Annotated in this window: 16 protein-coding genes; 8 read left to right on the top strand and 8 right to left on the bottom strand. The window is 68.6% G+C overall.

All coding sequences use genetic code 11. The features are described from left to right. Positions 1-7: 7 nt before the first annotated feature. From R9B84_RS04175 to R9B84_RS04155, 5 genes are all read left to right on the top strand, one after another. Positions 8-982 carry an ornithine cyclodeaminase family protein gene (locus R9B84_RS04175; protein ID WP_423759322.1) on the top strand — a complete coding sequence of 325 codons (975 nt, stop codon included), beginning with the start codon at positions 8-10 and terminating at the stop codon, positions 980-982. Next, entirely contained in the window at positions 979-1,773 is a 795-nt protein-coding gene (locus R9B84_RS04170; protein ID WP_423759321.1) for a helix-turn-helix transcriptional regulator, read from the top strand. The genes R9B84_RS04175 and R9B84_RS04170 overlap by 4 nt, the downstream gene beginning before the upstream one ends. A 222-nt stretch (positions 1,774-1,995) precedes the next feature. Then, entirely contained in the window at positions 1,996-2,727 is a 732-nt protein-coding gene (locus R9B84_RS04165) for a DsbA family oxidoreductase (protein WP_423759320.1), read from the top strand. A gap of 136 nt (positions 2,728-2,863) precedes the next feature. Further along, on the top strand, positions 2,864-4,303 hold the full coding sequence (locus R9B84_RS04160; protein ID WP_423759319.1) for a DHA2 family efflux MFS transporter permease subunit: 1,440 nt from the start codon (positions 2,864-2,866) through the stop codon (positions 4,301-4,303). Between the two features lie 306 nt (positions 4,304-4,609). Continuing rightward, a complete protein-coding gene (locus tag R9B84_RS04155; protein ID WP_423759318.1) occupies positions 4,610-5,398 on the top strand; it encodes a sulfite exporter TauE/SafE family protein in 789 nt (262 codons plus the stop codon). 123 nt (positions 5,399-5,521) lie between these two features. Here the strand turns inward: R9B84_RS04155 and R9B84_RS04150 are convergent, their stop codons facing one another. From R9B84_RS04150 to R9B84_RS04130, 5 genes are all read right to left on the bottom strand, one after another. Then, complete coding sequence (locus tag R9B84_RS04150; RefSeq protein ID WP_423759317.1) at positions 5,522-5,959, bottom strand: hypothetical protein; 438 nt, start codon at positions 5,957-5,959, stop codon at positions 5,522-5,524. Next, on the bottom strand, positions 5,959-6,516 hold the full coding sequence (locus R9B84_RS04145) for a nucleotidyltransferase domain-containing protein (RefSeq protein WP_423759316.1): 558 nt from the start codon (positions 6,514-6,516) through the stop codon (positions 5,959-5,961). Before R9B84_RS04145 ends, R9B84_RS04150 begins: the two co-directional genes overlap by 1 nt. A gap of 284 nt (positions 6,517-6,800) precedes the next feature. Beyond that, entirely contained in the window at positions 6,801-8,639 is a 1,839-nt protein-coding gene (locus R9B84_RS04140) for a S10 family peptidase (RefSeq protein WP_423759315.1), read from the bottom strand. Positions 8,640-9,254: 615 nt separating this feature from the next. Beyond that, complete coding sequence (locus tag R9B84_RS04135) at positions 9,255-11,342, bottom strand: D-(-)-3-hydroxybutyrate oligomer hydrolase (RefSeq protein ID WP_423759314.1); 2,088 nt, start codon at positions 11,340-11,342, stop codon at positions 9,255-9,257. Positions 11,343-11,480: 138 nt separating this feature from the next. Then, on the bottom strand, positions 11,481-11,840 hold the full coding sequence (locus tag R9B84_RS04130) for a BON domain-containing protein (protein WP_423759313.1): 360 nt from the start codon (positions 11,838-11,840) through the stop codon (positions 11,481-11,483). A gap of 430 nt (positions 11,841-12,270) precedes the next feature. Between R9B84_RS04130 and R9B84_RS04125 the strand changes: the two genes are divergently transcribed. The 3 genes from R9B84_RS04125 to R9B84_RS04115 all read left to right on the top strand — a co-directional run bounded on the left by R9B84_RS04125 (position 12,271) and on the right by R9B84_RS04115 (position 15,466). Further along, on the top strand, positions 12,271-13,716 hold the full coding sequence (locus tag R9B84_RS04125; protein ID WP_423759312.1) for a TAXI family TRAP transporter solute-binding subunit: 1,446 nt from the start codon (positions 12,271-12,273) through the stop codon (positions 13,714-13,716). A 94-nt stretch (positions 13,717-13,810) separates the two neighbouring features. Further along, positions 13,811-14,449, top strand: a complete 639-nt coding sequence (locus tag R9B84_RS04120) for a DsbA family protein (RefSeq protein WP_423759311.1) — start codon at positions 13,811-13,813, stop codon at positions 14,447-14,449. Positions 14,450-14,518: 69 nt separating this feature from the next. Further along, positions 14,519-15,466 carry a LysR family transcriptional regulator gene (locus tag R9B84_RS04115; RefSeq protein WP_262541188.1) on the top strand — a complete coding sequence of 316 codons (948 nt, stop codon included), beginning with the start codon at positions 14,519-14,521 and terminating at the stop codon, positions 15,464-15,466. A gap of 19 nt (positions 15,467-15,485) precedes the next feature. On the opposite strand, the gene R9B84_RS04110 is transcribed toward R9B84_RS04115, so the two are convergent. The 3 genes from R9B84_RS04110 to xdhB all read right to left on the bottom strand — a co-directional run bounded on the left by R9B84_RS04110 (position 15,486) and on the right by xdhB (position 19,111). Beyond that, positions 15,486-15,887 carry a polyketide cyclase gene (locus tag R9B84_RS04110; RefSeq protein WP_423759310.1) on the bottom strand — a complete coding sequence of 134 codons (402 nt, stop codon included), beginning with the start codon at positions 15,885-15,887 and terminating at the stop codon, positions 15,486-15,488. A gap of 158 nt (positions 15,888-16,045) precedes the next feature. Further along, the gene (gene xdhC, locus R9B84_RS04105) at positions 16,046-16,663 is read right to left on the bottom strand and encodes a xanthine dehydrogenase accessory protein XdhC (RefSeq protein ID WP_423759309.1); all 618 of its coding nucleotides are present in this window, start codon (positions 16,661-16,663) and stop codon (positions 16,046-16,048) included. Between the two features lie 84 nt (positions 16,664-16,747). Then, positions 16,748-19,111, bottom strand: coding sequence for a xanthine dehydrogenase molybdopterin binding subunit (gene xdhB, locus R9B84_RS04100; RefSeq protein ID WP_423759308.1), 2,364 nt, complete (start codon positions 19,109-19,111; stop codon positions 16,748-16,750). Positions 19,112-19,127: the final 16 nt, after the last annotated feature.

Below are 19,127 nucleotides of genomic sequence, written 5' to 3'. Positions count from 1 at the left end.
TGTCCCCATGACGCAAACCGTCCCGACCCTGCCGCTGACCGTCGACGAAGCCGCGGTGCGCGCGGCCCTGCCGTCGCTCGACGTGCTCGGCACGCTGCGCCGCATGTTCGCGTCGCTCGCGTCGGCGCGCGCGGTGCAGCCGCCGCAGACCCTCACGCTGTTTCCCGACCAGGCCGGCGACTTCATCACGTATCTCGGCGCGCTCGCCGACGAGCAGGTGTTCGGCGCGAAGCTGTCGCCGTACGTCGTGACGGGCGGCAAGCCCGACGGGAGACCCATCGTCACCGCATGGACCGCGCTGATGTCGATGCGCACGGGCCAGCCGCTGATGTGGTGCGACGCGGGGCGGCTGACCGTCGAACGCACGGCCGGCACGACCGCGCTCGCGGTCGACTGCCTCGCGCCGCGCGACGCGCGCCGTCTGGCGATCGTCGGCGCCGGCGCGGTCGGCCTCGCGCACCTGCGGCACACGGCGGCATTGCGCGACTGGGAGACGATCCGCGTGTACTCGCCCGCGCTCGCCGGCGACGCGGCGCTGCAGGCGACGCTCGCCGAACTCGACCCGCGCGCATGCGCGGCCGAGAGCGTCGAAGCCTGCGTGCGCGACGCGGACGTCGTGATGCTGTGCACGTCGTCGGGCACACCCGTGCTCGGCGACGGGATGCTCACGCGCCCCGCGCTCGTCACGTCGATCAGCACGAACGTCGCGCGTGCGCACGAGATCCCGCCCGCCTGGCTGCCCGACATGGACGTGTACTGCGACTACCGGCACACGACGCCCGCGAGCGCCGGCGAGATGCAGATCGCGGCGGCCGACCACGGCTGGGAAGCCGCGCGGATCGTCGGCGACCTGCCCGCGCTCGTCGCCGGCACCTGCGCGGCGCCGTCGCGCACGCGTCATGCGTTCTTCCGCTCGATCGGCCTCGGGCTCGAGGACATCGCGATCGCGCACGCGCTGTACACACACCTGACGCGCGCATGAGCGGCACGCGAGCGCGGGGCCGATACAATGGCGCAACCGCCGCGGCGGCCGCGCGCGGGCGCACGGGCATGCCGGCCACCGGCGCGCCGGCACGCCGGCCCGATGCGCCGCCCGGCCCCCGCCCACCCGAGATGGCGACACCGATGCGCAAGAAGCAATCCCCCGTCAAAGACCTGCTGCTCACCCGCTATGCGCCGATCGCCGACGGTATCGCCGCGCTGTTCTTCCCGTACGCGGAAGTCGTGATCCACGACCTGCACGACCAGACCGTGCTGTATCTCGCGAACAACCTGTCCAAGCGCGAGGTCGGCGACGATTCCGCGCTCGAGGAAATCGATCATTCGGCGCGCGAGCGCGTGATCGGCCCGTACGAGAAGCTGAACTGGGACGGCCGGCGGATGCGCTGCGTCAGCAACGTGCTGTTCGACGACGAAGCCCGCCCGGCCGGGATGATGTGCATCAACTTCAACATCGCGGTGTTCGACGAGGTACGCGCGACGCTCGACTTGTTCATCAAGGGCGCGGGCGTCGTCGCGCAGCCGGACGAGCTGTTCCGCGACGACTGGCAGGAGCGCATCAACACGTTCCTGCACGGCTGGCTGCGCGAGCGGCAGGTCGGACTCAACGGGCTCACCCGCGAGCACCGGCGCGAGCTCGTCGAGGCGCTTTACGCGGAAGGCGCGTTCCGCGGCAAGAGCGCGGCGAACTATGTCGCGAACGTGCTCGGGATGGGACGCGCGACGGTCTACAAGCACCTCAAGCACCTGAAGGAAACGCAGGGCGACGCATAAGCGGTGAGCGGTGAGCGGCAAGCGGCGTGCCCCCGCGGGCCGGTTCGCCGGCCCCTTCCGCCGCGTCCGGCATCCGCAATCGCTATCGGTCCGTGCCGTCCGTGTCTATGCTTCGTGATACGTCGGGCGCGGGCCCGTTCCGCACGGGCCCGGTCAAGACCAAGCGTCGAAGCATAAAGTGATATAGTCCCGGTTACACTTTTTTGCTGCCCCGGACCGCCCATGACGACCGCTCCCGCCCCGACTGCCCGCCCGACCCTGACCGTCGAAATCTGGTCCGACCTGATCTGCCCGTGGTGCTGGATCGGCAAGCGCCGCTTCGACGAGGCGCTCGCCGCGTTCGCGCACGCCGACCGCGTCGACGTCGCGCTGCGCGCGTACCGGCTGATGCCCGGCCAGCCCGTCGAGCCGGTCGAGGCGATGCTCGCGGGCAAATACCGGATGTCGCCCGCGCAGGTCGACCAGATGCTGCGCCAGGTGACCGACGCGGCCGCGAGCGTCGGGCTGCGCTACGACCTGCCCGGCACGCTCGTCGGCGACACGCTCGACGGCCACCGGCTCGTGAAGCTCGCGGAGTCGACCGGCCGCGCGCATGCACTGACCGAGCGGCTGTACCGCGCGTATTTCTGCGAGCACGGCTCGCTGTTCGATCATGCGCAGCTGACCGAATTCGCGGTCGAAGCGGGGCTCGAGCGCTCGGCCGTCGACGACGTGCTGCGCAGCAACGCGTACCGCGCCGAAGTCGAGGCCGACATCGCACGCGCCGCGCAAATCGGCGGGCGCGGCGTGCCGCTGTTCGTGTTCGGCGGCCGCTACGCGGTGTCGGGCGCGCAGCCAGCCGACGCGTTCGCGCAAGCGCTCGACCAGGCGTGGCGCGACGGCATCGTCGAGCTCGACGGCAGCGTCGGGGCCGCATGCGGCCCCGACGGTTGCGAACTGCCGGCGCGCCCGTAACACGCACGACGTCCATCCCGCGCGTCCCGTCCGGACGCGCCACTACGCGTCGCTCCTGCCACAAACCGGCAGGAAGCCCGCGCCGATGACGTCTACAATGCATCCTTTCAAATCACTATCGGAAGGCTGCGCGCCCATGACCCACGGGATCCACGGCGAGAAGCGCTGGTACGCGCTGATCGTGCTCTGCCTCGGCGTGCTGATGATCGTGCTCGACAGCACGATCGTGAACGTGGCGCTGCCGTCGATCAGCACCGACCTCCATTTCACCGAAACGGCCCTCGTGTGGGTCGTCAACGCGTACCTGCTGACGTTCGGCGGCTGCCTGCTGCTCGGCGGCCGGCTCGGCGACCTGTACGGCCAGCGCCGCATGTTCCTCGCGGGCCTCGTCGTGTTCACGCTCGCGTCGCTCGCATGCGGCCTCGCGCAATCGCAGACGATGCTGATCGCCGCGCGCGCGGTGCAGGGGCTCGGCGGCGCCGTCGTGTCGGCCGTCTCGCTGTCGCTGATCATGAACCTGTTCACCGAGCCCGGCGAACGCGCGCGGGCGATGGGCGTCTACGGCTTCGTCTGCGCGGGCGGCGGCAGCATCGGCGTGCTGCTCGGCGGGCTGCTGACGAGTTCGCTGTCGTGGCACTGGATCTTCCTCGTCAACCTGCCGATCGGCATCGCCGTCTATGCGATGTGCGTCGCGCTGCTGCCGCGCATGCGCGCGCCGGCCGGCGCCGCGCGGCTCGACGTCGCGGGCGCGATCACGGTGACCGCGTCGCTGATGCTGGCCGTCTACGGGATCGTCGGCGGCAACGAGGCCGGCTGGCTGTCGACGCAGACCGTCGCGCTGATCGGCGCGGCCGTCGCGCTGCTCGCGCTGTTCATCGCGATCGAGGCGCGCGCCGCGCATCCGCTGATGCCGCTCACGCTGTTCGCCGCGCGCAACGTCGCGCTCGCGAACGTGATCGGCGTGCTGTGGGCGGCCGCGATGTTCGCGTGGTTCTTCCTGTCCGCGCTGTACATGCAGCGCGTGCTCGGCTACGCGCCGCTGCAGGTCGGCCTCGCGTTCCTGCCGGCGAACCTGATCATGGCCGCGTTCTCGCTCGGGTTGTCGGCGCGCATCGTGATGCGCTTCGGGATCCGCGGCCCGATCGCGGCCGGCCTGCTGATTGCGGCCTGCGGCCTCGCGCTGTTCTCGCGCGCGCCGGCCGACGGCGGTTTCGTCTGGCACGTGCTGCCCGGCATGACGCTGCTCGGCATCGGCGCGGGCGTCGCGTTCAACCCGATGCTGCTCGCCGCGATGAGCGACGTCGATCCGGCCGATTCCGGGCTCGCGTCGGGGATCGTCAACACCGCGTTCATGATGGGCGGCGCGCTCGGCCTCGCCGTGCTCGCGAGCCTCGCGGCCGCCCGTACCGATGCGCTCTCGGCCGCGCAGGCCGCGCCGCTCGACGCGCTGAACGGCGGCTACCACGCGGCCTTCGCGTTCGGCGCGGCGTTCGCCGCCGCGGCCGCGCTGATCGGGCTTGCGCTGCGCATCCGGCCGCAGAACGGCGTCGAAGGCGTCGGCCCCGCGATGCACTGACCGCCGGCAGGTGGAGCCGGTCGACGGCGTCGAACCAGGGCGCGCATTGTCGCGCCCTTTTTTGCGCGTGCCGGGCGCGGCGCACATTCCGGGTTCGTCATACCGTTCAGGCCGATCGCCTTCATCGGCCCTGCCGTCGTTCAAACGCGCGTTTCACATCCGTCCGACCGACCGCCGTGCGGGCCTTCCCGGCCGATTTTTAACGGAGTCGACCATCCACCCGCCACATTTGCGACAATGGCGGACTTTGACGCGCGCGCCGCAGCCACGCGCCGCCACCGAACGCCGCATAACCGCCTGCTTCCGATGTCGCTTCCCCATATCGATCTGCTGTACTCCCTGTCCGGCCTGTTCGTCGGCATCCTCGTCGGCCTGACGGGCGTTGGCGGCGGTTCGCTGATGACGCCGATCCTCGTGCTGCTGTTCGGCGTCCACCCCGCGACGGCGGTCGGCACCGACCTGCTGTACGCGGCCGCGACCAAGGCCACCGGCACGCTCGTCCACGGCCTGAAGGGATCGATCGACTGGCGCATCACGGGCCGGCTCGCGGCAGGCAGCGTCCCGGCCGCGGCACTCACGCTGTGGTGGCTGCACACGCACGGGATGAACACACCCGGCACCGCGCGGATGATCCAGCTCGTGCTCGGCATCGCGCTGCTGCTCACGTCGCTCGCGCTGATCTTCCGGCCGCAGCTCACCGCGTTCGCCGCGCGCAACCCGCTCGTGCCGAGCCCTGCGCGCACGCTGTGGTCGACCGTGCTCACGGGCGCCGTGCTCGGCGTGCTCGTGTCGATGACGTCGGTCGGCGCCGGTGCGATCGGCGTCACCGTGCTCCTGCTGCTGTATCCGGCGCTCGCGACGACCCGCATCGTCGGCTCCGACATCGCGCACGCGGTGCCGCTCACGCTCGTCGCGGGCATGGGCCACTGGCTGCTCGGCTCGGTCGACTGGTCGATGCTGCTGTCGCTGCTGCTCGGCTCGCTGCCCGGTATCGTGCTCGGCAGCCTGCTGTCGGCGCGCGCGCCCGAGCGGCTGCTGCGCAACCTGCTCGCCGCGACGCTCGTTGCCGTCGGCGTGCGGCTCGTGCTCGCGTAAGTGGCCCGGCACGACGGCCCGCGCGCGCGTCGTGCATCGACACACTCCCGTCGCCAACGAAAAACACCGTCCCTGTTGGCGAACAGCCTTCACCTCATGTCTTGATGAACGCCCGGGTGAGTCTCACGGCGTACCTGTCAGCGCATGCGCAACAGGCAGGTATTTGGCCAGGATGCCCAGCATGGTAGCGGCCTCTGCCTTCGACACCGGGGGAAACGGGGAAACGTACGACGTGCCGTTGCGGCGCTCGTGTGCCTTCGTGATGAACGCAAATTCCTGCGGACTCACACCGAGCGAGGTGGACACGCGCTGGATGGCCAGGTTACGGCCGGCATCCTTGGTTCGCACCTCATAGAACTCCAGGATCGCCTGCACCACCTGAAAATAGCCTTCGTAGGCCAATGTAAACACCTGCAGATGCCGGGCGGGATCCAGCTCATCGGCAGTGGCCTTGTAGTCCGCGGCATTTCGCAGGAAGCCCGCGATTGCCCCGGGCGTCGGCGCAACCGGATCGAAGGCTTTCGTCCTGATGAGGTTTTCGTATTCGGTCGGGCGCGGCATCACAGTATCCTCAGCGTGGGGCCCTGGGCGATCTGGGCCATGACGGGGTCGGCGTCGACCAGCGCAGCCCATTCCGCAGGCTCGTACAAAGAGAAGTTGACGGGGCGCAGCAAGCTTTGCTCGACTACGTGCAGGGCTTCAGATAGCTCGAGGAGCTGGACGTTCCCGATGACGATCAGGTCGATGTCGCTACGGCCGCTGTCGGAACCCTTGGCCACCGAGCCGAACACGAACGCCGTGGTGATCTGCGCGGCAAAAGGCAACAACGCCTCCTTCAACGGCTCCACAACTGCAAATGACTTGCGCGCGATGCTGACCAGTTCCGGATAGAGGACGAATTCCGTATTCGCGCGGATGCTCCGTTGTCGGCCTCGTCGGGCGTCTTCCTTAAGTACGCCGACCTCGACCATCCGGTCCACCTGCTTTTGAGCACTTCCGCGCCCGCTGTTTGCCAGACGCAGCAGTTCCTGCAGCGTAAAACTACGGTCAGGCTGCAGCAGCGTGGCACCAAGCACGCGTTGCATGCCGGGTGTGAAGAGAAAGTCAGCGAGACTCACGGAAATCCTCAATTTAGGGATAAACATCCCCACTATAAGGATTTTTCGGCAAATCCTCAATAGAGGGCTATTCATCCCCCTTTTGAGGATTTTCAACGCCGTCACCGATGGCCTCAGGGGGACGAGTCGGCCCCCGGACAAGACGATGCCCCGGAAGTCCATGACTCACGGGGCACCTTGGAGAATTGCAGCACCGCCATCAACACACGCCACGTAAAAAGCCGGGGCGCGTGACCGGGCAGCGTTTTTACGTCACGTCAGGCGGCGCGAGCCGCCTGCGTCACTTACTGCCCCTGCTGCTTCAGTTGCTGCTGCTTGAGCTGCTGCGTGCGCGCCTGCAGCTTCAGCACGCGCTGCAGCGCGGTGCGGTTCGCGAGGATGCCGTCGTAGAAGCTGCCGAGATCGCCCTTCAGCGCGGTCCGCGACGCGTCGTTCAGGTAGATCATGTGGCCCGACGGGTAGTTCTTGATCGTCAGGTTCTGCGCCTTGATCGCCGGATCGAGCGGCATCTGCGCGAGCGTCAGCTCCGTCTGGTGGAACGGCGTGACCGCATCGAAATAGCCGTTCGCCGACAGCACCTTCAGGTCCGGGTTCACGCTCATCGTCGACGCGAGGTCGCCGGCCGTGTACAGCGTATTGCCGCCGCCCCTGTTCGCGCCGGTCGGGTCCGTATGGCTGAAGTCCCAGTTGTTGAAGACCTGGTCGTTCAGGTCCACGAACGACGACGTCGACGTGTACTTGAGGTCGGTGTTGATGTAGCTGTTCCACAGCACCGTGTACGCGCCGCCGACGTTCGTGATCGACGGATCGTTGCTGCCCGAGTTCGGCAGGATGTACGGCGCGATGCCCTTGCCCGTGAAGTTCGCGCGACCGTCGTACTGGCCGATCTGCGTGCCCGGCACGAGCGTCAGGAAGAACGTGTACGGCGGGTTGTCGTTGGACGACGGCACGTTGCCGAGCGCGGCCGGGTTGCCGAAGGTCTGGATCAGCGACGTCGGATCCGTGCCGATGTACGAACCCATCTGCTGCGCGGTCTGCAGGTTCAGGTTCAGCCGCACGTTCACGAAGCCGCCGTCCTGCGGGTTCGGCTTCTGCGCGAGCGGCGCGAGCGTGTTGTCCGCATAGGCGCGGGCCTGGACCATGTACGCGTCGAGATCGGCCGGCGTCGGGTTGACCGTCGTCTTCTTCCAGTAGAACGCATCGGCCGCGAGCGTCGGGAAGATGCCCGGCGCGGACAGCGCGTTCGCGTAGTCGAGGATCGACGACTGCAGCGTGATCCCGTTCAGGTCGATGCCGTCCTCATGCAGCACCCACGACACGACTGCGCTGCGCGCGGTGCCGTACGACTCGCCGAACAGGAACTTCGGCGAATTCCAGCGCGAGTACTTGGTCAGGTAGCGCTGGATGAAGCGGTCGATCGAGCGTGCGTCCTGGTCGGTGCCCCAGAAGTCCTTGTTCTTCGCCGGGGCGATCGCCGCCGAATAACCGGTGCCGACCGGGTTGATGAACACGAGGTCGGTGCGGTCGAGCAGGCTGTCGGGGTTGTCGAGCAGCTTGTACGGTGCGGGCGGCGTGAAGTTCGGGAACGACGACTGCAGCCGCTTCGGCCCGAACGAGCCGAGCATCAGGTAGACCGACGACGAGCCGGGGCCGCCGTTGTAGAAGAACGTGACCGGGCGCGGCTTCGACGGGTCCGGATTGTCCTGCGTGTACGCGACGTAGAACATCTTCGCGTTCGGCGCCGACGTGATCGGATCGATCGTCGTCAGGTGGCCCGTGGTGGCCGTGTACTTGACGGTCTTGCCGCCGATCGTGACCTGGCGGTGCACGACCGCGGCGCCTTCCGTCGAATCCGTGACGGCGTCGTTCGGCCCGGTGCCGTACACGTCGTTGTCGACGTACGGCTGGTCGGCCGCGGCGGCGGCCGTTGCGTTGGTGCTGGCCGACGTGCTGCCGTTGGACGTCGTCGCCGCCGCGGCGGCGGCCGATGCGGCCGGGCTCGGCCCGTCGTCGCCGCCGCACCCCGTGACGAGCAGCGCCGCGGCCGCGGCTGCGGCGAGCGGCATGCTCAGTGTCGTTCCGAATAGCGCGAAACCGTCTTTCAAGGACTTCCGTGTCGTCATTATTGCCTCTCGAACAGAACGATAAATACCGCCGGCCGCAAAGGATCGTTTGCGCCGGCGCTCCGCACCGGGAATGCATTCGTTATGCGACGCACTCCGAGTTTTTTACCGGATCGGCAAATACCGATCGGCACGATTTACCCCACCCATGTTTTTTTGCAACTGCACAATGGAATCAATTCCATTGCAAACGACAATTCAATAATCCGCAGCAATACGAATTCATTGCGCATATCCTCATGCGCACAAAATCGACGGCAAAAGCATGCCCCGCAAAGCCCGCCCGATAAGGCGACTCCGCTACGAACAGGCGAGCAATCCCCGCCGGCGAGATGCCGATTAATCGCAAAACGGCGACCAATCGCAGCTCGAGCCGATTTAATAAAATCGAAAGGATCGATTAATTAAATGGAAAGGAATATCTCGTATCCGGAATTTATTAAATTAAGTGAAAATACCGGCGCATAATAAGTTCCGGATTTACCGCCGTAAAGTAATAATTTGTTACGACGCTCGCCATTCGGATAAAAGGCGGCACGGGACCGATTCCAGCGACGAAAAAAAGAAAAAGCCGGACGGCTGTCCGGCTTCGCGATGGCGGTACGGCGGGCGCCGTCAGAGCGGCACGTCGATCGCGCCGGCGCCAGCGGAAATCGCGTTCGCGCCGGGCGCGGCGGAGATCGGCGGCAGGTTCGCACTCGTCAGCGCGGGCGCGGCGCCCGGCGTGCCTCCGCGCGGCACCGTGCGGATCACCTGCGACGGCGGCAGCGGCGCGCCGTTCTTCAGGTGCTGCCACATCAGGTTCAGCGCCTGCAGGTTGTAGTAGTGGACCGGCACGAAGCGCGTGTCGAAGCCCGCGACGGGCAGGAACGCGTCGAAGTGCTGGCCGTTCGTCACCTCGTAGAACACAAGCTGGCTGCGCCCGCCTTCGCTGATGCCGTTTTGCGCAACGTACGCGCGCGATGCGTGGTTCACCGGCACGAGCGCGTCGCTGCGGCCCTGCACGATGATCGCCGGCTTGCCCTGCAGGTTCGCGTTCACGCGCACCGCGTCGACGTTCGCGGGCATCCCGAGCATCCCGTTCGTCCAGAGCTGGCGCAGGCACAGCGCGCCCGCGAAGCTCGCATCGGGCGTCGCGAGCCGGTGGTCGACACCCGCGCCCGTGTTGAACACGAGGTTGATGCCGGCCGTCGGCGGCACGCCGTTGCCGACGCCGAACACGGCCGGCATCGGCGACGCGGCGGGCGGCGCGACCGCGCCCGTCGCCGCGTTCGTCGTCGCGAAGCTGAAATTGCACAGGTTGTCGGTGACGCGCGAGCGCGTGTACGCGTTCGCATAGGTGACCGCGATCGCCGGAATCGCCTGCGAATCCCACATCGGCGCCTGCAGCAGGTCGGAATCGGCCAGATAGCCGGCCGCGTGGAGCTGCGCGAGCGCGTCGGCGGCCTGGCTCTGCGTGTCGGCGCCCGACACGAGCCCGGCTGCGGCAAGCGTTGCGCAGCGCTGCGTGCGGATCGACTGCGTGGTCGCGGCCGGCAGCGCGCTCAGGTAGGGCGCGTCGGCAAGCGACGCCGATGCGGCCGCGCACGGCTGCAGCAGGTTCGCGAGCGTCGCGTAGTCGGCCAGCGGCCGGCCGAACGACGGCACGGGCTGGCCGCCCGTGCGCACGATCGCGTTCGGCGCCATCCGCACGTTGATCTGCGGTTCGCCGACCACGACCGCGGTAATCCAGCCGCGGTTGTCCTGCTCGGCCGCCGCGAGCGACGCGCCGCCGCCGTTGCTGACGGACGCGGCGATCGTCGTGATGTCGCCCGCGCGATAGCGCACGCCGTGATGCGAGCCGTCGAGCGGCGGTCCGAACTGCTCGTTGAGCGCCCAGTACGCGAACTCGACCGACTGCAGCGTCACGCGCCCCCAGTCCTGCTCGGGATTCTGCTGCGAATGCGCGTGCTTGAACGCATAGCGGTTCGGGAAGCGGCTGTTGAACGCGGCGAGATCGCCGCTCGTCACGTTCGCGGTAAACAGGCTCGCGGTGCCTGCGAGCACCGCGTTGGCGAGCGTGCCGTCGATCAGCGTGACGGTGTCGGAACCGAGCTCGTGCGCGCCGTTGCCGCCGCCCTTGTCGTTGTACGCGACCGCGCAGCCGCGCTTGAGCGCCCACTCGCCGGCCGCGGAGATCGCGCCGTACACGCCGCGCGAGCCCGACGACGTCGCGGTGACGATGCACGGCTGCGCGGGATCGAAGCTGGCGGGCACCTGCACGAGCAGCGTCACGTTCTTGCTGCCGCTGCCGTCGTCGGAGTACGCGAGATATTCGGTGCCGGGGATCTTGCCTTCGCCGAGCGTGTCGTTGCCGGCGAGGTCGACGTTCGGCCCCCAGAAGCGGCCGTAGCCGCCGTTCGCGCTCATGTCGACGAGCGCGCGGTAGTTCGACCAGATCGCGAGACGGCGCAGCTCGGCGCTCGTCGGCCGGGACGGATTCGCAAAACCGGGCGCTGCCGCCGCGAGGCCCGTCTTGCCGAGGCCTGCCGTCAGCAGGTCGTCGCTCGCGCCATCGTAGGCCGTCGTGCGCACGCTGCCGGACACGAAGCCGGGCAGCCGGTTGCGCTCGCCCGACTCGTCGCCGTTGCAGGCGCCGAGCACCGCGATGCCAGCCAGCGCCGCGCCGAGAAGAATTCGTCTGCCCCACCCGTGCGTCGTCATTGCCGCCCTCTCGATCTCGTTATCGGTCCGCCGCCGCGTCGCGCGGCTGGCGGCCTCTGAAGCGAAAACGGGCCCCGGCGGCGCCGGGGCCCGCCTGAAAGCGGGCGCGGACGGCGCTGTCGCGCCGCCCGCCCGGCATTACTGCTGCTGGACCTTCAGCTTGTTCGACACCGACGTCACGCCCTTCACGCCCTTGGCTGCCTCTTCGGCCTTGTCGATCTGTGCCTGATCCGGCATCGTGCCCTGCAGCGAGATCGCACCGCCCTTCGAGCGCACGACGAGGTTCGACACGTCGACGCCCTGTTCCTTCGAAATCGCCTTGCGCACCGCGTAGCCGAGTTGGCGGTTCGCCTTCTTCGCGCTTTTCGCGGCGGCCTTCGGCGCGCTCGCGGCCGGCGCCTCGGCTGCCGCCGGCTCGCTCGACTGCGCATACACGCTGCCCGACAGACAGGCCACCACGGCGGCGACACCCAACGCTCTCAACACGATCGACTTCATGCTATCTCCTTATAACTCCGGAACGGCCGTGCACAGTACGGCCGGATACCCCCAAAGACAGCCGTCCCGCGCGCGAACGGGCGGGACAGCCGGTGATTTCCACGGCGATGCGAGAGAGGCGAGACGGGCCGGCAGCCGGCGCGCGCGATAGCGGGCCGGCCGGGCCGGGCAGCCGCCGGCCGTACGCGCCCGGTCTCATGGTGTGCCGGGTCGCGCGCGAATCGGGCGCGGCTGCGTCGCACAATGTAATCCAGCGCCCGCGGAAGCGCAAAGCTTTTGACGCGGCGCCGCCCGCCGCTGTCGCCACGGAGCCGCGCCGCGGCGCCCGACTCGCGCACGCACGGTGAAACCGGGTACCATCGCCGCGAGAATCCGCATCGTCGGCGACGACCGTCATCGATGCGTCACGCCAGCGTCATCCGACGATCCCATGAAACCTGCCAGCCCTCGCCCGCCTCGCCGCATCCTCGCCCGCTTCGTCGCGGTGTCGTGGCGCGACCTCGCGCTGTCGATCGGCCCGACCGTGCTGCTCGCGGGCGCGGCCGTCTGGCTCGCGGTCAGGCTGATCCAGCCGGCGCCGCCGTCCACGCTCGTGATCTCGGCCGGGCCGCCCGGCAGCACGTACTGGAACGCCGCGCAGAAATACAAGGCCATCCTCGCGAAGAACGGCGTCACGCTCGACGTCGAATCGTCCGAAGGATCCGCGCAGAACCTCGCGCGGCTGACGAACCCGAGCGCGCAGGTCGACGTCGGTTTCGTGCAGAGCGGCATCGGCCCGAAGGAGCGCGACGAGCAACTCGCGTCGCTCGGCAGCATCGGCTACGTGCCGCTCGCGATCATGTACCGCGGCCCGGTCGTCGCGCGCCTGTCCGACTTCAAGGGCAAGCGGCTCGCGCTCGGCGCCGAGGGCAGCGGCGCGCGCGAGCTGAGCCTCGCGCTGCTGAAGATGAACGGCATCGTGCCGGGCGGCACGACCGAGCTGCTGCCGATCGCCGGCGAGGACGCCGCGACCGCGCTGCTCGACGGCAAGATCGATGCGGCGTTCCTGTCCGGCGACTCGACGCAGATCCCGGTGATGGCGAAGCTGTTCCGCGCGCCGGGCGTGCACGTGTATTCGTTCACGCAGGCCGAGGCGTACGCGCGGCGCTTCCCGTACCTGACCGCGATCACGCTGCCGATGGGCGTCTACGATCTCGGCCAGAACCTGCCGCCCGCCGACATCCATACGGTCGCGCCGACGATCGAGCTGGTCGCGCGCGACTCGCTGCACCCCGCGCTGTCCGACCTGCTGATCGAGGCCGCGCGCGAGGTACACGGCCACGCGACGATCCTGCAGCACGCGGGCGAATTCCCGTCGCCCGTCACGCGCGGTTTCCCGCTGTCCGACGACGCCGCGCGCTATTACAAGTCGGGCAAGTCTTTCCTGTACCGGAGATTGCCGTTCTGGGTCGCGAGCCTCGTCGACCGGCTGCTCGTCGTGATCGTGCCGCTGATCGTCGTGCTGATCCCCGGGCTGCGGCTCGTGCCGTCGCTGTACGGCTGGCGCGTGCGCTCGCGCATCTACCGCTGGTACGGCGCGCTGATCGCGCTCGAGCGCAGCGCGCTCGGCGAGCACACGGCCGAGGAGCGCGTCAAGTTGCTCGACGAGCTCGACGACATCGAGGAAGCCGTGAACCGGATGAAGATGCCGCTCGCGTACGCCGGGCAGTTCTACGTGCTGCGCGAGCACATCGGCTTCGTGCGCGAACGGCTCACCGCGCACGACCAGGACACGCCGGCGGCCGCTCCGGGCACCGGCGGCCAGCCGCAGGCACGCGCCGACGCCGCACCGCCGCCGGCCGGCGATCCCCCCCGGGCGACTCCCGGTTCCGCGTGAGCGGACGATCCGCGATCATTGCTGCATGCGCGCGCCGCCGCGTAACATGAAGGCCGCCGTCAGGCGCCGCACGCCCCACCCTCTGGAGATCGTCATGACAACCGGCCTCGACACCGCCCAGCCTGCCTGGTTCTTCGACTTCGTGTCGCCGTTCTCCTATCTGCTGCTCGAACAGCACGACAAGTGGCCCGATGTGCCATTCGAGCCGATCGCCGTATCGCTGCTCGACCTGCAACGCCACTGGGGCCAACGCCCGAGCGCCGACGTGCCGGCCAAGCGCGTGTTCACGTACCGTCACGCGCTGTTTCGCGCGGAACAGCTCGGCATCCGCTTCAAGATGCCGCCCGCGCACCCGTTCGATTCCGACAAGGTGTTGCGCCTCGCGATCGCGCTGCGCGCCGATATCGCGACGGTGCTGGAGATATTCCGCTTCATCTGGCGCGACGGCAACGATCCGTCGACGCCGGACGGTTTCGCGGCGCTGTGCGAACGCGTCGGCGTCGGCCACGGCGACGAGCTGATCGAATTCGAGGAAACGAGTGCGCAACTGGCCCGCAACAACGCCGAAGCGATCGCGCTCGGCGCGTTCGGCGTGCCGACGTTCTGGATGAACCAGCAACTGTTCTGGGGTGAGGACGCGCTGCCGATGGTGCTGTACTGCGCACGCACGCCGACCTGGCTCGAATCGCACGAGGTCAAGCGGATCAGCACGCTGCCGAAGGGTCGTGCGTGATGGCCGGTATCACGCCCGGCAACGCGCGGCTGCGGTAAGGTTACGCCTCTCCCGAATCACCCCGCACCGATGGAAGACGACGACCGTACCGCCTCGCTCGACATCTGGCTCGTGCGCGTATTGCGCACGCTGCTGCTCGAGCGCAGCGTCACGCAGGCCGCGCTGCGGCTGAACCAGACCCAGCCCGCGATCAGCACCGCGCTGCGCAAGCTGCGCGAGACGCTGAACGACCCGATCCTCGTGCGCGGCAAATCCGGGATGGTGCCGACCGAATACGGCGCGTCGCTGCTCGAAGCCGCGCAGCGCGCGCTGCGCGAGGTCGACTTCATCGCGACGCCGCACGGCGATTTCGACCCGTCGTCCGCGCGCCGCACGTTCCGCGTCGCGGCGCCCGACTACCTGAACGATTTCTTCATGCCGACGCTGATCGAGCGCTTTCGCGACGCGGCGCCGCATGCGCATCTGGAAATCGATTCGCTGAATCCCGCGCTCGACCACGCGGGCGCGCTCGAATCGGGCGCGCTCGATCTCGTGATCGGCAACTGGCCGAAGCCCGACCCGCAGTTCGCGCGCCAGGACCTGTTCTCCGACACGATCGTGTGCCTGATGCGCGAAGCGCACCCGCTCGCGCGCGTGCCGCTGACGCGCGAAGCGTATGCGTCGGCCGCGCATGTCGCGCCCACGCCGTACACCGGCGACAAGCGCAACGCGATCGAGATCGGCCTCGCGCGTGCGCGCCTCACGCGGCGCATCGTGACGACGCTGCCGTACTTCGGGATCGTGCCGCAGGTGCTGCTGCAGTCGGACCTGATCTTCACGACGACGCGCCGCTTCGCGACACACTATGCGCAGCTGCTGCCGCTCGTCGTCGTCACGCCGCCCGTGCCGTTCCCGCGCATCAAGAGCTACCTGCTCACGCATCCGCAGCCCGACCGCCCGACCGACATCGCGTGGTTGTGCGCGCTGATGCAGAGCGTGTCCGACGAGCTGACGGTCGCCCGCACTCGCAAGCGCTGATACGTGCCGGCGCGGCCGCTCAGGCCGTGCAGAAGGTTTCCTGCAGATGGGTCCAGCGCACGACGCCCGCCGCGTCGCGTTCGAACACGGCAGTCGCGCGGCGCGCGGGCAACTCGCCCGATGCCGCGTGCTGCGCTTCGAGATAGGTGATCACCGCATGCGATGCATCGGCAGCGAGCACGCGGGTTTCCGACAACGTGATGCGCAGCCCCGGCTTCGCGCCGGCGAGCTTCGCGAACAGCGCGCGCGTGCCGTCGCGGTCGACTACGCGGCCGTCGGTCAGGATCATCGTGAAACCGGTGGAGAACGGCACAAGCAGCGCGTCGAGCGCCGCAGGCGCGGTGTCGACGCCGGACAGCCAGCGCTCGATGGCGACGAGGCTCGCATCGAGCGCGTCGAGATAGATCGGGTGATCGGACATGGAACCTGCACGGAAAAAAGCGCGGCCCGATGCCGCGCGTTGCCGTGAAGTGTATGCAAAAACGCGCGGCCGTGCGCTCGGGCCTGTTCCCGCTAATTACGGGCTTGCGCTGGCCCCACGAATGATTTTCCCCAAACAGCGGAACGTGCGTTGCCGCGTTACCGCGCGCAGGACACGTCGTCGCGCGCGCGCCCTGCCGCGGCCGCCTTCGCGTCGGCCACCGGCATGCCCGAGCGCGCCTGCAGCAGCTCCGCGCACACGGCCACCGCGATCGCGCCCGGCGTCTTGTCGACAATACCCGCGACGCCGATCGGGCACACCATCTCCACGAGCCGCGCGGGATCGACGCCGCGCGCGGCGAGCCGGCGCTCGAACTTCACGCGCTTGGTGCGCGAGCCGATCATCCCGAAGTACGCATAGTCGCGCCGCCGCATGATCTGCGCGGCGAGCGAGAAGTCGAGCGCGTGGTTGTGCGTCATCACGAGGAAGTACGCGCCGGGCGGCGCCGCGTCGACGACGGCCTCCGGCGTGTCGGTCGGCTCCGGCTGCACGTTCGGCGGACATTCGTCCGGGAACAGCTCGTCGCGCGTATCGACCCACTGCACGACGCACGGCAGCGCGCCGAGCAGCGTGACGAGCGCGTGACCGACGTGCCCGGCACCGAACAGCACGATGTGCATCGGCGGCGGCGCGCCGGTCGCGCGGTTGCGCTGGCCGGTGCCCTGCGCGAACGTCGGGGTCGACGCGGCGCGAAGCGAACGTGCGGGCCCGTTCATGTCAGCCTCCGCCGGGCCGCCCCAAGGAGGCTGACCGCCCCCTCGGGGCGCAGAGAACAAAGTGAGCGTGGGGGCTGTTTCATATCAGCCTGCCTGAACCGCGCGCGCCGCACGCACCGCACTCACCGCGCGCAGGATCGACTCGCCGGTGGCCGGCGCATCGAGCGGCGGGTTGACCTTGTAGTCACCGACCGCCGCAACCGCGTCGCGCACCGCGAAGAACACCGAGAACGGCAGCAGCAGCGGCGGCTCGCCGACGGCTTTCGACCGGTGAATGCTGTCCTCGACGTTGCGGTTCTCGAACAGCCGCACGTTGAATTCGGGCGGCGTGTCGTTGACGGTCGGGATCTTGTACGTGGACGGCGCATGCGTCATCAGCTTGCCGCCCTTGTTCCACCACAATTCCTCGGTCGTCAGCCAGCCCATCCCCTGGATGAACGCGCCTTCGACCTGGCCGATGTCGAGCGCCGGGTTCAGCGACGCGCCCACGTCGTGCAGCGCATCGACGCGCAGCGTGCGCATCTCGCCAGTCAACGTGTCGATCACGACTTCCGACACGGCCGCGCCGTACGAGTAGTAGTAGAACGGACGGCCCCGCAGCTTCGACTGATCCCAGTACAGCTTCGGCGTCGCGTAAAAGCCGTCGGACCAGAGCTGCACACGTGCAAGGTAGGCCTTCGCGATCACTTCGCCGAACGGCACGCCCTGGCCGCCGACCCACACGACGTCGTTGCCGAACTTCACGTCGGCCGCATCGACGTTGCCGTCGCCGTACTGCTTGGCCGCGAACACCGCGAGCCGCTCGCGCAACTGGCGCGCCGCGTCCTGCGCGGCCTTGCCGTTCAGGTCCGAGCCCGTCGACGCGGCCGTCGCGGACGTGTTCGCGACCTTGCTCGTGTCGGTCGCCGTCACGCGGATCCGGCCGAAGCGGATGCCGAGCTCGTGCGCGACGACCTGCGCGACCTTCGTGTTGAGCCCCTGCCCCATCTCCGTGCCGCCGTGGTTCACGAGCACCGAGCCGTCGGTGTAGATGTGCACCAGCGCGCCGGCCTGGTTGAAGTGCGTGACGTTGAACGCGATCCCGAACTTCACCGGCGTGAGCGCGATGCCCTTCTTCAGCACCGTGTTGCGTGCATTGAATTCGCGCACGCCCGCGCGCCGCGCGCGATAGTCGCTCGTCGTCTCGAGTTCGCCGAGCAGCTCCTGCAGCACGTTGTCCTCGACCGTCTGCCCGTACGGCGTCACGTTGCGTTCGGTCTTGCCGTACAGGTTCGCGTAGCGGACGTCGAGCGGATCGCGGTCGAGCGAACGCGCGACGTCGTCGAGGATGTACTCGATCGCGAACGCGCCCTGCGGGCCGCCGAAACCGCGGAACGCGGTGTTCGACTGCGTGTTGGTCTTGCCGCAATAACCGGCGATGTCGACGTCGCCCAGCCAGTACGCGTTGTCGAAGTGGCACACCGCGCGCGTCATCACCGGGCCCGACAGGTCGGCCGAGAAGCCGCAGCGCGACGTCATGTCGAGCGCCACGCCGTCGAGGCGGCCGTCGTCGTCGTAGCCGACGTCGAAGCGGTAATGGAAGTCGTGCCGCTTGCCGGTGATCATCATGTCGTCGTCGCGGTCCGGACGCAGCTTCACCGGGCACAGCAGCTTCCACGCGGCGAGCGCCGCGCAGCACGCGAACAGGCCCGACTGCGATTCCTTGCCGCCGAACCCGCCGCCCATCCGGCGGCATTCGACCAGCACGTTGTGCGACGCGACGCCGAGCACGTGCGCGACGAGGTGCTGCATCTCGCTCGGGTGCTGCGTCGAGCAGTACACGTGCATCCCGTCGTCGTCCTTCGGCACCGCGTAGGCGATCTGCCCTTCCAGGTAGAACTGCTCCTGGCCGCCGAGCAGCATTTCGCCCGACTCGCGGTGCGGCGCGGCGGCGAGCCGCGCGGCCGCGTCGCCGCGCGCGAGCTTCAGCGGCGGGATCACGTAGGTTTCGGCCTGTCGCGCTTCCTGCGCGGTCAGGATCGCGGGCAGCTCTTCGTAGTCGACCTTTGCGCGGCGCGCGGCGAGCCGCGCGGTTTCATGCGACGTCGCGACGACGATGAACATCGGTTGGCCGACGAACTGCACGATGCCCTTGGCGAGCACCGGGTCGTCGTGGATGATCGGGCCGCAATCGTTGACGCCCGGGATATCGTCGGCCGTGAACACGGCGACCACGCCCGGCGTTGCGCGCACCGCGTCGAAGTTCATCGACACGATCTTCGCGTGCGGCTTCGCCGACAATCCGAGCGCCGCGTGCAGCGTGCCCGCGACGACCGGAATGTCGTCGGTATAGGTGGCACGCCCGCTGACGTGCAGATGCGCGGATTCGTGCGCGCGCGATACGTGGACCTGCGCGGCGTCGGCTTGCGGGTCGAGGGTACTCAGGAACGGTTCTGCTTGCTGGTTCATCGTCGATGTTCTCCGT

This window comes from Burkholderia sp. NLJ2, assembly GCF_049487195.1.
Taxonomy (GTDB): Bacteria; Pseudomonadota; Gammaproteobacteria; order Burkholderiales; family Burkholderiaceae; genus Burkholderia; species Burkholderia pyrrocinia.
Note: the sequence above shows the minus strand (reverse complement) of the source record. Positions and strands in the feature narration are given on the sequence as shown.